At 44.0% G+C, this 16,156-nt stretch carries 11 protein-coding genes; 7 read left to right on the forward strand and 4 right to left on the reverse strand.

Annotated features, from left to right (window positions below):
* Nucleotide 1: 1 nt before the first annotated feature.
* The 3 genes from AB4351_RS04430 to AB4351_RS04440 all read right to left on the reverse strand — a co-directional run bounded on the left by AB4351_RS04430 (nt 2) and on the right by AB4351_RS04440 (nt 2,004).
* Nucleotides 2-628, reverse strand: a complete 627-nt coding sequence (locus AB4351_RS04430; RefSeq protein ID WP_017061486.1) for a bifunctional 4-hydroxy-2-oxoglutarate aldolase/2-dehydro-3-deoxy-phosphogluconate aldolase — start codon at nt 626-628, stop codon at nt 2-4.
* Nucleotides 629-701: 73 nt separating this feature from the next.
* Nucleotides 702-1,634, reverse strand: a complete 933-nt coding sequence (locus AB4351_RS04435; protein WP_017061485.1) for a sugar kinase — start codon at nt 1,632-1,634, stop codon at nt 702-704.
* A 34-nt stretch (nt 1,635-1,668) separates the two neighbouring features.
* On the reverse strand, nt 1,669-2,004 hold the full coding sequence (locus AB4351_RS04440) for a cupin domain-containing protein (protein ID WP_009846518.1): 336 nt from the start codon (nt 2,002-2,004) through the stop codon (nt 1,669-1,671).
* A 333-nt stretch (nt 2,005-2,337) separates the two neighbouring features.
* On the opposite strand from AB4351_RS04440, the gene AB4351_RS04445 reads away from it, so the two are divergent.
* From AB4351_RS04445 to AB4351_RS04470, 6 genes are all read left to right on the forward strand, one after another.
* Nucleotides 2,338-4,536: a heparinase II/III family protein gene (locus AB4351_RS04445; RefSeq protein ID WP_372125171.1), complete on the forward strand. Its 2,199-nt coding sequence runs from the start codon at nt 2,338-2,340 to the stop codon at nt 4,534-4,536.
* 2 nt (nt 4,537-4,538) lie between these two features.
* On the forward strand, nt 4,539-6,707 hold the full coding sequence (locus tag AB4351_RS04450) for a heparinase II/III family protein (protein WP_372125173.1): 2,169 nt from the start codon (nt 4,539-4,541) through the stop codon (nt 6,705-6,707).
* A 486-nt stretch (nt 6,708-7,193) separates the two neighbouring features.
* Entirely contained in the window at nt 7,194-7,991 is a 798-nt protein-coding gene (locus AB4351_RS04455) for a fumarylacetoacetate hydrolase family protein (protein WP_372125212.1), read from the forward strand.
* 391 nt (nt 7,992-8,382) lie between these two features.
* Nucleotides 8,383-9,102: a FadR/GntR family transcriptional regulator gene (locus tag AB4351_RS04460; RefSeq protein ID WP_048613948.1), complete on the forward strand. Its 720-nt coding sequence runs from the start codon at nt 8,383-8,385 to the stop codon at nt 9,100-9,102.
* Between the two features lie 728 nt (nt 9,103-9,830).
* Nucleotides 9,831-11,609 carry a sodium:solute symporter family transporter gene (locus tag AB4351_RS04465; protein ID WP_017061477.1) on the forward strand — a complete coding sequence of 593 codons (1,779 nt, stop codon included), beginning with the start codon at nt 9,831-9,833 and terminating at the stop codon, nt 11,607-11,609.
* 218 nt (nt 11,610-11,827) lie between these two features.
* Nucleotides 11,828-13,906: a DUF4962 domain-containing protein gene (locus AB4351_RS04470; RefSeq protein ID WP_372125174.1), complete on the forward strand. Its 2,079-nt coding sequence runs from the start codon at nt 11,828-11,830 to the stop codon at nt 13,904-13,906.
* A 133-nt stretch (nt 13,907-14,039) separates the two neighbouring features.
* Here AB4351_RS04470 and AB4351_RS04475 read toward each other — a convergent pair whose 3' ends face one another.
* A complete protein-coding gene (locus AB4351_RS04475; RefSeq protein ID WP_372125175.1) occupies nt 14,040-14,162 on the reverse strand; it encodes a hypothetical protein in 123 nt (40 codons plus the stop codon).
* A 389-nt stretch (nt 14,163-14,551) separates the two neighbouring features.
* Here AB4351_RS04475 and AB4351_RS04480 point away from each other — a divergent pair, with 389 nt between their 5' ends.
* Complete coding sequence (locus tag AB4351_RS04480; RefSeq protein ID WP_004733521.1) at nt 14,552-15,433, forward strand: NAD(P)-dependent oxidoreductase; 882 nt, start codon at nt 14,552-14,554, stop codon at nt 15,431-15,433.
* Nucleotides 15,434-16,156: the final 723 nt, after the last annotated feature.

Raw genomic sequence — 16,156 nt, forward strand, 5'->3', positions numbered from 1 at the left:
ATTAAGCGTTAACGTGATCAACTGCGTCACGAACAAGCTTGCCTAGTTCTTCCCACTTACCTTCGTCGATAAGGTTAGTTGGAACCATCCAAGTACCGCCACACGCAAGTACAGAAGGGATCGATAGGTATTCATCTACATTCTTCAAGCTTACACCACCAGTAGGCATAAATTTAACAGGGTAAACCGCTGTTAGTGCTTTAAGCATGCCAGTACCGCCAGAAGGCTCAGCAGGGAAGAACTTCAACGTGCGAAGGCCCATTTCCATTGCTTGTTCCACTAGGCTTGGGTTGTTAACACCCGGTACGATTGCAACGCCTTTATCGATACAGTATTGAACAGTGCGCGGGTTGAAACCTGGGCTTACGATGAAATCAACGCCAGCTTCGATAGATGCGTCAACTTGCTCGTTAGTCAGTACAGTACCTGAACCAATTAGCATGTCTGGGAATTCTTTACGCATGATGCGAATCGCTTCGATTGCACATTCTGTACGAAGCGTGATTTCTGCACATGGCATGCCGTTTTCAACAAGTGCTTTACCTAGAGGGATAGCGTCTTCAGCACGGTTGATAGCGATTACAGGAATTACTTTTAGGTTTGCTAGTTGTTCATTTAATGTCGTCATGAATTCTTTCTCACGTTAAATGTGGGCTTGCTTTCAACTAAGCAAACCCTTGATTAATAGTTAAAGTGCGTAATTATAGAGACAGATCAGGCGTCGCTTCTAGAGGAATGATAGCACCTGGATGCTGAATCACAGTCCCTGCCACAATATGACCAGCTAACGCTGCATCACGTGCATTGCCACCGCTTAAGCGCTTAGCTAGGAAGCCCGCGCTGAACGAGTCGCCAGCCGCTGTAGTATCAACAATGTTGTCTACTGGGTTTGGAGCAACGTACTGAGCGCTTTGGCTTTCAACTACTAGGCAGTCTTTAGCACCACGTTTAATGATGATCTCTTTCACACCAGATTCAGACGTACGTGCAATACACTGTTCAATGCTTTCGTCGCCGTACAACTCTTGCTCGTCATCGAACGTCAGTAGAGCCGTGTCAGTGTACTTAAGCATCTTCAAGTACCAAGAAATCGCTTCTTGTTGACTTTCCCAAAGTTTTGGACGGAAGTTATTGTCGAAGAATACTTGGCCGCCTTGCGCTTTAAATTTGTCTAAGAAGTTGAATAGCTGCGTGCGTCCATTCTCTGTCAAGATAGCAAGCGTAATACCGCTTAGGTAAACCGCATCAAAAGAGAATAACTTGTCAAGTAGAGCAGGTGTGTCTTCCTGGTCAAACATGAATTTTGCTGCAGCATCATTACGCCAGTAGTGGAAACTGCGTTCACCAGTTTCATCGGTCTCGATGTAGTAAAGCCCTGGTTGTTTGTGATCAAGCTGAGCAATTAAGCTAGTGTCGATACCTTCCGCTTGCCACTTTTCTAACATGTCGGTACTGAATGGGTCAGTGCCTAGCGCTGTTACGTAGCTCGTGTTGATATCTTGCTCTTTTGTTAAGCGAGACAAGTAAAGTGCAGTATTTAGTGTATCGCCACCGAAACTTTGCTTAAGCCCGTCTTGTTTCTTTTGTAGCTCAACCATGCACTCGCCAATGACCGCGATGTTTAATGATTTCATATGCTTACCTTAGCAACTGAGGTTGCGCTGTTTATTATTTTAGGAAATCTTCACGCGCAGGGTTGAAGATATCAAGAAGGATGCTGTCTTGCTCTAGTGCAACTGCACCGTGCATCATGTGTTTACGAGCGAAGTAAGCATCGCCTTCTTTAAGGACTTTCTTTTCGCCTTCAATCTCAGCTTCGAAGCTACCACGAACTACGTAACCGATTTGGTCATGGATTTCGTGAGTATGAGGGTGGCCAATCGCGCCCTTATCAAAACATAGGTGTACTGCCATTAGATCGTCAGTGTAAGCAACGATTTTACGCTTAATGCCGCCACCAAGTTCTTCCCATGGGTTTTCATCTAGGATAAAGAAAGAGTTCATTGTGTATCTCCTAATCTGTTTAAATCTTTTAAGTGTTACTTAACTTGCATCCATCATAAGGGAATGAGCCTAATTGTAATACAATATATCTAAATTTGTGTGATATTGATCAAGCGATACTTTATATAGCGTAAATAAATCAACAACTTAATAAATGGCTAATATTTACCATTAGCCAGCTACATCAATGACTTATGGCTAATTATGTGACTCTACTCATCATTTAGCGACGAATAGGTATAATTAAAGCTCATATTGTATTACTTTATATGGAGTTTGAAAATTTAATCAAAGTTTAAGCAGATAAACTCTTTATTGAGGGTGACAAAGAATATGACGACTAAACCAGTATTGTTGACTGAAGCAGAAATCGAGCAGCTTCATCTTGAAGTGGGCCGTTCTAGCTTAATGGGCAAAACCATTGCAGCGAACGCGAAAGATCTAGAAGCATTCATGCGTTTACCTATTGATGTCCCAGGTCATGGTGAAGCTGGGGGTTACGAACATAACCGCCATAAGCAAAATTACACGTACATGAATCTAGCTGGTCGCATGTTCTTGATCACTAAAGAGCAAAAGTACGCTGACTTTGTTACAGAATTACTAGAAGAATACGCAGATAAATACCTAACGTTTGATTACCACGTACAGAAAAACACTAACCCTACAGGTCGTTTGTTCCACCAAATCCTGAACGAACACTGCTGGTTAATGTTCTCAAGCTTAGCTTACTCTTGTGTTGCTTCAACCTTGACACAAGAACAACGCGACAATATTGAGTCTCGTATTTTCGAACCAATGTTAGAAATGTTCACGGTTAAATACGCACACGACTTCGACCGAATTCACAATCACGGTATTTGGGCAGTAGCGGCTGTCGGTATTTGTGGTCTTGCTCTTGGCAAGCGTGAATACCTTGAAATGTCGGTGTACGGCATTGACCGTAACGACACTGGCGGCTTCCTAGCGCAAGTTTCTCAGCTGTTTGCACCTTCTGGCTACTACATGGAAGGTCCTTACTACCACCGCTACGCGATTCGCCCAACGTGTGTGTTCGCTGAAGTGATCCACCGTCATATGCCTGAAGTTGATATTTACAACTACAAAGGCGGCGTGATTGGTAACACCGTTCAAGCCATGCTGGCGACGGCTTACCCGAACGGTGAGTTCCCGGCTCTGAATGATGCTTCTCGTACTATGGGTATCACAGACATGGGTGTTCAGGTTGCAGTAAGTGTTTACAGCAAGCATTACTCTTCTGAAAACGGCGTAGACCAAAACATTCTTGGTATGGCGAAGATTCAAGACGCGGTATGGATGCATCCATGTGGTCTTGAGCTATCTAAAGCCTACGAAGCGGCTTCTGCTGAGAAAGAAATCGGCATGCCTTTCTGGCCAAGTGTTGAGTTGAACGAAGGCCCTCAAGGTCATAACGGCGCGCAAGGCTTTATCCGTATGCAGGATAAGAAAGGCGACGTTTCTCAACTTGTTATGAACTACGGCCAACACGGCATGGGTCACGGCAACTTTGATACGCTGGGTATTTCTTTCTTCAACCGTGGTCAAGAAGTACTGCGTGAATATGGCTTCTGTCGTTGGGTGAACGTTGAGCCAAAATTCGGCGGCCGTTACCTAGACGAAAACAAATCTTACGCTCGTCAAACGATTGCTCACAATGCAGTTACGATTGATGAAAAATGTCAGAACAACTTTGATGTTGAACGTGCAGACTCAGTACACGGTTTACCTCACTTCTTTAAAGTAGAAGACGAGCAAATCAACGGCATGAGTGCATTTGCAAACGATCATTACCAAGGCTTTGACATGCAACGCAGCGTGTTCATGCTAAATCTTGAAGAATTAGAATCTCCGTTATTGTTAGACCTATACCGCTTAGATTCAGTAAAAGGCGGTGAAGGCGAGCATCAATACGACTACTCACACCAATATCAAGGTCAGATTGTTCGCACTAACTTTGAATACCAAGCAAACAAAGAGCTGAACACGCTAGGTGACGATTTCGGTTACCAACACCTATGGAACGTGGCAAGCGGTGAAGTGAAGGGCACAGCACTTGTAAGCTGGCTACAAAACAACACGTACTACACTTGGCTAGGTGCAACGTCTAACGACAATGCTGAAGTGATCTTTACTCGCACTGGCGCTAACGACCCAAGCTTCAACCTACGTTCAGAGCCTGCATTCATTCTACGCAGCAAAGGCGAAACAACACTGTTTGCTTCTGTTGTTGAAACGCACGGTTACTTCAACGAAGAATTCGAGCAATCTGTAAGTGCACGTGGTGTTGTGAAAGACATCAAAGTAGTGGCTCACACCAATATCGGTTCAGTAGTAGAAATTACGACAGAGAAATCAAACGTGACAGTGATGATCAGCAACCAACTTGGCGCGACTGACAGCACTGAACACAAAGTAGAACTGAACGGCAAAGTATACAGCTGGACAGGCTTCTACTCAGTAGAAATAATTTTAAACCCAGAATTAGCAAGCACAGCAGAGCAGGGGAAATAATAATGAGCTATCAACCACTTTTACTTAACTTTGATGAAGCAGCAGAGCTTCGTAAAGAACTTGGCAAGGATAGCCTTTTAGGTAACGCACTGACTCGCGATATTAAACAAACTGACGCTTACATGGTTGAAGTTGGCATTGAAGTTCCAGGTCACGGTGAAGGCGGCGGTTACGAACATAACCGTCACAAGCAAAACTACATCCACATGGATCTAGCCGGCCGTTTGTTCCTTATCACTGAGGAAACAAAATACCGTGACTACATCGTTGATATGTTAACTGCGTACGCGACGGTATACCCAACGCTTGAAAGCAACGTAAGCCGTGACTCTAACCCTCCGGGTAAGTTGTTCCACCAAACGTTGAACGAGAACATGTGGATGCTTTACGCTTCTTGTGCGTACAGCTGTATTTACCACACGATCTCTGAAGAGCAAAAACGTCTGATCGAAGACGATCTTCTTAAGCAAATGATCGAAATGTTCGTTGTGACTTACGCACACGACTTCGATATCGTACACAACCACGGCTTATGGGCGGTGGCAGCAGTAGGTATCTGTGGTTACGCAATCAACGATCAAGAGTCTGTAGACAAAGCGCTTTACGGCCTGAAACTAGACAAAGTAAGCGGCGGTTTCTTAGCGCAACTTGACCAACTGTTTTCGCCAGACGGCTACTACATGGAAGGTCCTTACTACCACCGTTTCTCTCTACGTCCAATCTACCTGTTCGCTGAAGCAATTGAACGTCGTCAGCCTGAAGTTGGTATCTATGAATTCAACGATTCAGTGATTAAGACAACGTCGTACTCTGTATTCAAAACCGCATTCCCAGACGGTACATTGCCAGCTCTAAATGATTCATCGAAGACGATCTCTATCAACGATGAAGGCGTGATCATGGCGACGTCTGTGTGTTACCACCGTTACGAGCAGACTAAAACTCTGCTTGGTATGGCTGATCACCAACAAAACGTTTGGGTTCATGCTTCAGGTAAAACACTGTCTGACGCGGTTGATGCAGCAGACGATATCAAAGCATTTAACTGGGGTAGCCTGTTTGTAACGGACGGCCCTGAAGGCGAGAAAGGCGGCGTTAGCATTCTTCGTCACCGTGACGAGAAAGACGGCGACCCTAAGACCGCAGATACCATGGCGTTGATCTGGTTTGGTCAGCACGGTTCAGACCACCAGTACCACTCTGCGCTAGACCACGGTCACTACGATGGCTTACACCTAAGCGTATTCAACCGTGGCCACGAAGTGCTGCACGATTACGGCTTCGGTCGTTGGGTAAACGTGGAGCCTAAGTTTGGCGGTCGTTACATCCCAGAGAACAAGTCTTACTGTAAGCAGACGGTTGCTCACAACACAGTAACGGTTGATCAGAAAACGCAGAACAACTTCAACACAGCACTGGCTGAGTCTAAGTTTGGTCAGAAGCACTTCTTCGTAGCAGACGACCAGTCTCTACAAGGCATGAGCGGCACCATTTCTGAGTACTACACTGGCGTAGACATGCAACGCAGCGTGATTCTTGCTGAACTTCCTGAGTTCGAAAAGCCACTTGTTATCGACGTATACCGCATCGAAGCTGACGCTGAACACCAGTACGACCTACCCGTTCACCACTCTGGTCAGATCATCCGTACTGACTTTGATTACAACATGGAAAAAACGCTTAAGCCGCTAGGTGAAGACAACGGTTACCAACATCTATGGAACGTGGCTTCAGGCAAAGTAAACGAAGAAGGTTCTTTAGTAAGCTGGCTACATGACAGCAGCTACTACAGCCTAGTAACTAGCGCGAATGCGGGCAGCGAAGTGATTTTTGCTCGCACTGGTGCTAACGATCCAGACTTCAACCTTAAGAGTGAGCCTGCGTTCATCTTACGTCAGTCTGGTCAAAACCACGTGTTTGCTTCTGTACTAGAAACGCATGGTTACTTTAACGAGTCTATCGAAGCCTCTGTAGGCGCTCGTGGTCTAGTTAAATCAGTATCTGTTGTGGGCCATAACAGTGTCGGGACTGTTGTTCGCATTCAGACTACTTCTGGTAACACTTACCACTACGGTATCTCAAACCAAGCTGAAGACACGCAGCAAGCAACTCACACTGTTGAGTTTGCGGGTGAGACATACTCGTGGGAAGGATCATTTGCTCAACTGTAAATGATTAATACTAATCACAGTAAGTAAGTGAGCAGAAATAGCGCAGGAAAAAAGCTTGAGAACAAGGCAGAATTTTTCGATAAGTAGTTATTCTACAATCAAAAATTCTAACGAAGTTATCGAGCTTTTTAACAAGCTAGGGTGATCAGTTATTTGCTACGATTGGTATCACATGCAAGTTATTTAACGATGGCTTGTGTTGATGTGGTGCTTTGCGGGAACGAAGCATCACATTGAATTCAGTCGTGATTGCAAAATCGTTCGTTGATACCAACAACGACTGAATACATCGGGAATAAGTCAAACCGAGTAACTCACTGCGAGTTGCTCGGTTTTTTTATGTATGCTGCTTTTATAAGGGGGAGGGAAGAGAGAGGGCTACAGAGCTTCCCTTTTCCTTCGAATCCTACAGAGTGGGCTAAAGTATAATTTAGGATTTAAAAATGAAGGGATTCAAGGATGAAGTGGTTATTGGCAATAGTTACGATGTCTGGCGTCGCATTGGCGGCAGAAAATAACAATGTTGAGGTGAGCAGTGAGCATTTCGTCCGTTATCAATACCAAGACAAAGTCAGTTATGGAAAGTTAGACAATGACGCTGTGTTACCGGTCATCGGCGATATCTTTGGAGAATATTCGGTAGCAAAAAATTCGATCTCGTTAGAGTCGGTTGAGGTGTTGCTGCCGACAAAACCAGAGAAAGTCTTCGCCGTCGGGATGAACTTCGCTAGCCACTTAGCCTCACCTGCCGATGCACCACCGCCGATGTTTCTTAAACTTCCTTCTTCTTTGATTCTTACAGGCGAAGTGATTCAAGTGCCACCAAAAGCAAGAAATGTTCATTTTGAGGGCGAGCTGGTGGTTGTGATTGGGAAAGAGCTCAGTCAAGCCAGTGAAGAAGAAGCCGAGCAAGCGATCTTTGGTGTCACGGTGGGTAACGATATTACAGAGAGGAGCTGGCAAGGCACGGATTTACAATGGTTACGAGCGAAAGCTTCAGATGGCTTTGGCCCCATTGGTAATACGATTGTTCGTGGTATCGATTATAACAACGTGCAATTAACCACGCGTGTAAATGGCAAGGTTGTTCAACAAGAGAATACTTCGTTTATGATTCACAAACCTACAAAAGTCATCAGCTACTTGAGCCACTATTTTACCCTCAAACCGGGCGATCTTGTTTTCATGGGAACGCCGGGAAGAACCTATGATTTGTCCGACAAGGACCAAGTGAGTGTCACGATTGAAGGGATAGGGACTGTGGTCAACGAAGTGCGGTTCTGATGGAATTGAATTAGCGTTGGGAGCTACAGAGCTTATGTCTGAATCTGCAGTACGTAGACGACTTGAACCTATTAATTTGAACTAGGTTAACTTGTGTAGTGAATATACTAACCGTTTTTCGGTTCCATTATTTTAGCCAAATTGAGTGATGTTTTTGGAAGCGAGCAGAGAAAACGAGAATGACGAACCTACATGCTCGGCGAGGGTTTTGTTAGTGGTATAACACAGTGTTTCTAGCTAAGAGAAATTAGATGCTTTCTAAGTGTCTGATTAATTGAATAAATTAACAGCTACTATCCGCTTTGATTTTACTCAATTGGCGCTAGGTTGAAATCCTGTTATAGTAATCTTTAAATAATACATAAACATAACATATAAAATAAGTGAACTTATGGTTAGCACTTTTAATTCAATCTCGGGCTCGAAGCGCAGCCTGCACGTGCAAGTAGCGCGTGAAATCGCTCGTGGAATCTTGTCTGGTGAACTGCCACAAGGTTCTATTATTCCTGGTGAAATGGCGCTGTGTGAACAGTTTGGTATCAGCCGTACGGCACTTCGTGAAGCAGTTAAGTTATTGACCTCTAAAGGTTTATTAGAGTCCCGCCCGAAAATCGGTACTCGTGTAGTAGATCGCGCATACTGGAACTTTCTTGATCCTCAACTGATTGAATGGATGGATGGTCTAACCGACATAGACCAATTCTGTTCTCAGTTTTTAGGCCTTCGCCGTGCGATTGAACCTGAAGCGTGTGCATTAGCTGCAAAATTTGCGACTGCTGAGCAACGTATCGAGCTTTCAGAGATCTTCCAGAAGATGGTTGAAGTGGATGACGCAGAAGTGTTTGACCAAGAACGTTGGACAGACATCGATACTCGTTTCCATAGCTTGATCTTTAATGCGACAGGTAACGATTTCTACCTGCCATTCGGCAATATTCTGACGACCATGTTCGTTAACTTCATCGTGCACTCTTCTGAAGAGGGCAGCACATGTATCAATGAACACCGTAGAATCTATGAAGCGATTATGGCTGGCGACAGTGAAAAAGCTCGTACAATGTCAGCGGCTCACTTGCAAGATGCTAACCACCGTTTAGCCACTGCAAGCTAAACACGGTTTTCAACTTCATTTGAACCAGTCAAAAAGGTATGCCAAGTGCATGCCTTTTTTGTTTTTAGAAAGCGTGTTGCACCATGTGTGGCACTGTTTTGGTTCACCCTCGCTTAACTCCTTCTTAAGTCAGTTCCTTCTTGTATACGCCTAGCGGTCGTTCTCTTTACCATCAAAATAAAAATAATATTACGCTCGATATTCGTTTTAGACACTCGAGCTCCCCCCCAAATAATTATGCGTCATCCATGATTTTTCATTTTTGTATATTTTTAATCCGCCATCGTTTGAACAGGATATGCCGCTTCAATATGGATTAATTTAAGTTGAATTCTAATGAAATTGTCCACTCTCAATAGATAAAAACACTGGTTTATTGTGTGATAAATGAGGGGGATTTAGCTCAGATTTGGCTTTTATTATTTTTGAGAATTTTATATTTATATGTGTTTGGTTGTATTTGTTAATAAGTGTGCAAAGTCTCGCTTTTTTATAAGTCTTTGATTTTAATGGGTGTGATGTTCTTTGGTCTTGGTTTTTTGAGTTTTCATCTCAAACACCAGTAATTTCCTTAATGGATTGGCCATATTCCATCCTATGTCATATATATAATTAACTTAATCAATCAAAATAAGATCGCCATCACTTATTTGGATTATTGTACTACAAATAAAGTTTGAGATTTCCTATAGTCCTCGTAACAAAATACAACGGACAAAGGATACACGATGGAACTCAACACGATTATTGTCGGCATTTATTTCCTATTCTTGATTGCGATAGGTTGGATGTTTAGAACATTTACAAGTACCACCAGTGACTACTTCCGCGGGGGCGGTAACATGTTGTGGTGGATGGTTGGTGCAACCGCCTTTATGACCCAGTTTAGTGCATGGACATTCACCGGTGCGGCAGGTAAAGCGTATAACGATGGTTTTGCAGTAGCGGTCATCTTCGTAGCCAACGCATTTGGTTACTTCATGAACTTCGCATATTTTGCTCCAAAGTTCCGTCAACTACGTGTAGTAACGGTAATCGAAGCAATTCGTATGCGTTTCGGTGCGACTAACGAACAAGTGTTCACTTGGTCTTCAATGCCAAACAGTGTTGTTTCTGCCGGTGTATGGTTAAACGCACTAGCAATCATCGCTTCTGGTATCTTCGGTTTCGACATGACAGCAACTATCTGGATTACCGGTTTGGTTGTATTGGCAATGTCTGTAACGGGTGGTTCATGGGCGGTAATTGCATCTGACTTTATGCAGATGGTTATCATCATGGCAGTAACCGTGACATGTGCTGTTGTTGCTGTTGTTCAAGGTGGCGGTGTTGGTGAAATCGTGAATAACTTCCCTGTAGCGGAAGGCGGTTCTTTCCTTTCTGGTAACAACATTAACTACTTAAGCATCTTCAGCATTTGGGCATTCTTCATCTTCGTGAAGCAGTTCTCTATTACTAACAACATGCTTAACTCTTACCGTTACCTAGCGGCTAAAGACTCAAAGAACGCGAAGAAAGCGGCGCTACTAGCGTGTGTGCTAATGCTTTGTGGTGTATTTATCTGGTTCATGCCTTCTTGGTACATTGCAGGTCAAGGTGTCGACCTAGCAGCAGCTTACCCAGAAGCAGGTAAGAAAGCGGGTGACTTTGCCTACCTATACTTCGTACAAGAGTACATGCCAGCAGGTATGGTTGGCCTTCTAGTTGCGGCGATGTTTGCAGCGACAATGTCTTCAATGGATTCTGGTCTAAACCGTAACTCGGGTATCTTTGTTAAGAACTTCTATGAACCAATCGTTCGTAAAGGTACGGCTAGCGAAAAAGAACTAGTAACGGTTTCTAAGATTACTTCTGCCGTGTTTGGTATTGCTATCATCCTTATTGCACAGTTCATCAACTCGCTTAAAGGTTTGAGCCTGTTCGATACCATGATGTATGTAGGCGCACTGATCGGCTTCCCAATGACAATTCCTGCATTCCTTGGCTTCTTTATTAAGAAGACTCCGGACTGGGCTGGTTGGGGTACGCTAGTGGTTGGTGGTTTTGTTTCTTACTACGTGGGTTTCGTTGTTAACGCTGAAATGGTGTCTTCAATCTTCGGTCTAGAAGAGCTAACAAGCCGTGAATGGTCTGATGTTAAGGTTGCTATCGGTCTGATTGCTCACATTACGCTGACAGGTGGTTTCTTCATCCTATCAACTCTGTTCTACAAGCCATTAACTGAGAAGCGTCAAGCAGACGTTGATAAGTTCTTCGGTAACCTGTCTACTCCATTAGTTGCGGAGTCAGCAGAACAGAAAGTACTGGATAACAAACAGCGTGAAATGCTTGGTAAACTGATTGCGGTAGCGGGTGTCGGTATCATGCTAATGGCTCTACTCACTAACCCAATGTGGGGACGTCTAGTCTTCATTCTTTGTGGTGTGATTGTTGGTGGTGTTGGTGTCTTACTGGTTAAAGCGGTCGATGACGGCGGCAAGCAAGCGAAAGCAGTAACCGAAAGCTAATACATAGAAAACGTTTATAATAGAATGCGACGACTCGAAAGGGCGTCGCATTTTTTGTTCTGCGACACGGAAAAACTGTCAGGTGGAAGATATCTGACCTAAATCACGAAAACTGTACAAAATGGTTCAATCGAATCGAAATATATTCAATTGTCCTACAATAAGACGTATATTATTGCTAATTCCTTTCAATCAACTTGAAAAATAAGTGAGTTAGAATGAGCGACCAAAAATCTCTTGATGCAATCAGGAAGATGAAGCTGGAGAATGATACTTCAGCAGGTAATCTTGTAGACCTACTCCCTATCGAAGTACAGAAACGTGACTTCGACCTATCATTCCTAGACAACTTGAGCGAAGCACGTCCACGTCTTCTTGTTCAAGCAGATCAGTTAGAAGAATTCAAAGCGAAAGTGAAAGCTGATGAAGCTCACTGCATGTTTGATGATTTCTACAATAACTCGACAGTTAAGTTCCTTGAGACTGCTCCTTTCGAAGAGCCTCAAGCGTACCCAGCTGACACGGTAGGCAAAGCTTCTCTATGGCGTCCTTACTGGCGTCAAATGTACGTTGATTGCCAAATGGCACTAAACGCGACACGTAACCTAGCAATTGCTGGTGTTGTGAAAGAAGACGAAGCGCTAATTGCTAAAGCAAAAGCTTGGACTCTAAAACTGTCTACGTACGATCCAGAAGGCGTGACTTCTCGTGGCTATAACGATGAAGCGGCTTTCCGTGTTATCGCGGCTATGGCTTGGGGTTACGACTGGCTACACGGCTACTTCACAGATGAAGAACGTCAGCAAGTTCAAGATGCTTTGATTGAGCGTCTAGACGAAATCATGCACCACCTGAAAGTGACGGTTGATCTATTGAACAACCCACTGAACAGCCACGGTGTTCGTTCTATCTCTTCTGCTATCATCCCAACGTGTATCGCGCTTTACCACGATCACCCGAAAGCAGGCGAGTACATTGCATACGCACTAGAATACTACGCAGTACACTACCCACCATGGGGCGGTGTAGACGGCGGTTGGGCTGAAGGTCCTGACTACTGGAACACGCAAACTGCATTCCTAGGCGAAGCATTCGATCTATTGAAAGCATACTGTGGCGTAGACATGTTTAACAAAACATTCTACGAAAACACAGGTGATTTCCCGCTTTACTGCATGCCTGTTCACTCTAAGCGCGCGAGCTTCTGTGACCAGTCTTCAATCGGTGATTTCCCAGGTCTAAAACTGGCTTACAACATTAAGCACTACGCAGGTGTTAACCAGAAGCCTGAGTACGTTTGGTACTACAACCAACTGAAAGGCCGTGATACTGAAGCGCACACCAAATTCTACAACTTCGGTTGGTGGGACTTCGGTTACGACGATCTTCGCTTTAACTTCCTTTGGGATGCACCTGAAGAGAAAGCACCATCGAATGATCCACTGTTGAAAGTATTCCCAATCACGGGTTGGGCTGCATTCCACAACAAGATGACTGAGCGTGATAACCATATTCACATGGTATTCAAATGTTCTCCGTTTGGCTCAATCAGCCACTCTCACGGTGACCAAAACGCATTCACCTTGCATGCATTCGGTGAAACGCTAGCGTCAATCACTGGCTACTACGGTGGTTTCGGTGTTGATATGCACACGAAATGGCGTCGTCAAACGTTCTCTAAGAACCTTCCACTATTTGGCGGTAAAGGTCAGTACGGCGAGAACAAGAACACGGGCTACGAAAACCACCAAGATCGCTTCTGTATCGAAGCGGGCGGCACTATCTCTGACTTCGACACTGAATCTGATGTGAAGATGGTTGAAGGTGATGCAACGGCATCTTACAAGTACTTCGTTCCTGAAATTGAATCTTACAAGCGTAAGGTTTGGTTCGTTCAAGGTAAAGTCTTCGTAATGCAAGACAAGGCAACGCTTTCTGAAGAGAAAGACATGACTTGGCTAATGCACACAACTTTCGCAAACGAAGTGGCAGAAAAGTCTTTCACTATCCGTGGCGAAGTTGCGCACCTAGACGTAAACTTCATCAACGAGTCTGCTGATAACATCACGTCAGTTAAGAATGTTGAAGGTTTTGGCGAAGTTGACCCATACGAGTTCAAAGATCTTGAAATCCACCGTCACGTTGAAGTGGAATTCAAGCCATCGAAAGAGCACAACATCCTGACGCTTCTTGTTCCTAATAAGAACGAAGGCGAGCAAGTTGAAGTGTCTCACAAGCTTGAAGGCAACACGCTAATGCTAAATGTTGACGGTGAAACGGTTTCAATCGAACTGTAATTCGCTGAAGCAACAGAAGCTAGATACTAAAAACTCCGAGTGAAAGCTCGGAGTTTTTTTGTTTGGCTAGTTAGTAAGTTGGATAAGTCAGTTAAGTTGGCAAAGTTGGGAACCCCATCAGGTTGAAACGAAACTAATTGGCCGAGAAATCAATCGCTTCTCGATGCCAAGCCAATAGTTCGATGGCTGAACCTGGAAGCTGATACATACAAAGATCGGGCATGTACTTAGCCACGATGTTCAATGAAAGGTGCATGAGTCGTATACGAGACTCGCATGTATCGCTCTGTTAAAAGAATAGGGCGCCAACCCCTTTTTCGTAAAAACTGATATGACTTACTTCTGCGTGAACAGTCTAATCACTGGCTGAGTAGGGGAGTCGTGAACTATACATAGGTAAAGGCGTAGCTTGTGCTTACTAATCGTATGACATTTAACGTATGTTATTTCATCAATAGACGGTTTTTAAACTGGCAAATAGTTCCTGTAAGTACAAAGCGTGCCCCATATTTTCTCGTAAAGTGAATCCCCGTCACAACTTGCGTCTAAGCATTGAAGGATTACCCTAAAACTATTGCGTAACGGAAAAGACGTCGTTATTATAATGACCATATAATCATACAATACTATATTTGGAGTTTGAACATGACTAAACCTGTAATCGGTTTCATTGGCCTAGGTCTTATGGGCGGCAACATGGTTGAAAACCTACAAAAGCGCGGCTACCACGTAAACGTAATGGATCTAAGCGCTGAAGCTGTTGCTCGCGTTACAGATCGCGGCAACGCAACTGCATTCACTTCTGCTAAAGAACTAGCGGCTGCAAGTGATATCGTTCAGTTTTGTCTTACAACTTCTGCTGTTGTTGAAAAAATCGTTTACGGCGAAGACGGCGTTCTAGCTGGCATCAAAGAAGGCGCAGTATTAGTAGACTTCGGTACTTCTATCCCTGCTTCTACTAAGAAAATCGGCGCAGCTCTAGCTGAAAAAGGCGCGGGCATGATCGACGCACCTCTAGGCCGTACTCCTGCACACGCTAAAGATGGTCTTCTGAACATCATGGCTGCTGGCGACATGGAAACTTTCAACAAAGTTAAACCTGTTCTTGAAGAGCAAGGCGAAAACGTATTCCACCTAGGTGCTCTAGGTTCTGGTCACGTTACTAAGCTTGTAAACAACTTCATGGGTATGACGACTGTTGCGACTATGTCTCAAGCTTTCGCTGTTGCTCAACGCGCTGGTGTTGATGGCCAACAACTGTTTGACATCATGTCTGCAGGTCCATCTAACTCACCATTCATGCAATTCTGTAAGTTCTACGCAGTAGACGGCGAAGAGAAGCTAGGTTTCTCTGTTGCTAACGCTAACAAAGATCTTGGTTACTTCCTTGCTCTTTGTGAAGAGCTAGGTACTGAGTCTCTAATTGCTCAAGGTACTGCAACTAGCCTACAAGCTGCTGTTGACGCAGGAATGGGTAACAACGACGTACCAGTAATCTTCGACTACTTCGCTAAACTAGAGAAGTAATCGACGTACGACCTCGCTAGGGTATTGCCTGTCTTTTTAGGCGGCGATACCTCAGCGAGGTTCGTTTTTATCTGCCATACCCAACCCTTTGTTCCCTCGTTAAACTCTTCTACTTCTACTTCCTCAGCTACACCTACTCAAAACTCTGTTCAACTTTGTTACTGCCTCAATTCCTATTTTTGTTTCTATATCTATATCTATATCTATTTGTAAATTCAAAGCCTTCTAGCACCAACTCACTCACTTTTCCTCGCAAGCTTAAACCAGTGCACTTAACTGATTGTTGGCGATGGCTTAACACCGCTCGTATATCGGGTCTGAAAAGAAAGTAAAAAAAACCCACACAGCTGGTGACTGTATGGGCATGTTCGGACGAGCCGTCTGGAAAAACAAATGATCAATAGAAAGTGAAAAAACGAATAACGAGATCCCCCGACAGTTTCTACGTTAAACGAGTTCAATGACCTTAAAGCGGCTGCTTCAATTATCACTTTGAACTGAACAAAAGCATCCAGAAAGAACTTAAGTTATGATTCAAATACACCATAACTTAAGGCTTATTGTATTACAAATAAATTTTAAGATTGAATGCCTTGAGTGAATGGTTGGTTAGTGAAAATGTGACCTAAGGCTCACTTTCCTAGTCAGGTGACCGAAAGTGATATGAATAATTTGAGTGGAGGTATTATCGGCGAAGTTGTGAGGTAATCATCTGAAAGTTGA

Source organism: Vibrio sp. 10N.261.51.F11, from assembly GCF_041471665.1.
GTDB classification, from domain to species: domain Bacteria; phylum Pseudomonadota; class Gammaproteobacteria; order Enterobacterales; family Vibrionaceae; genus Vibrio; species Vibrio crassostreae_C.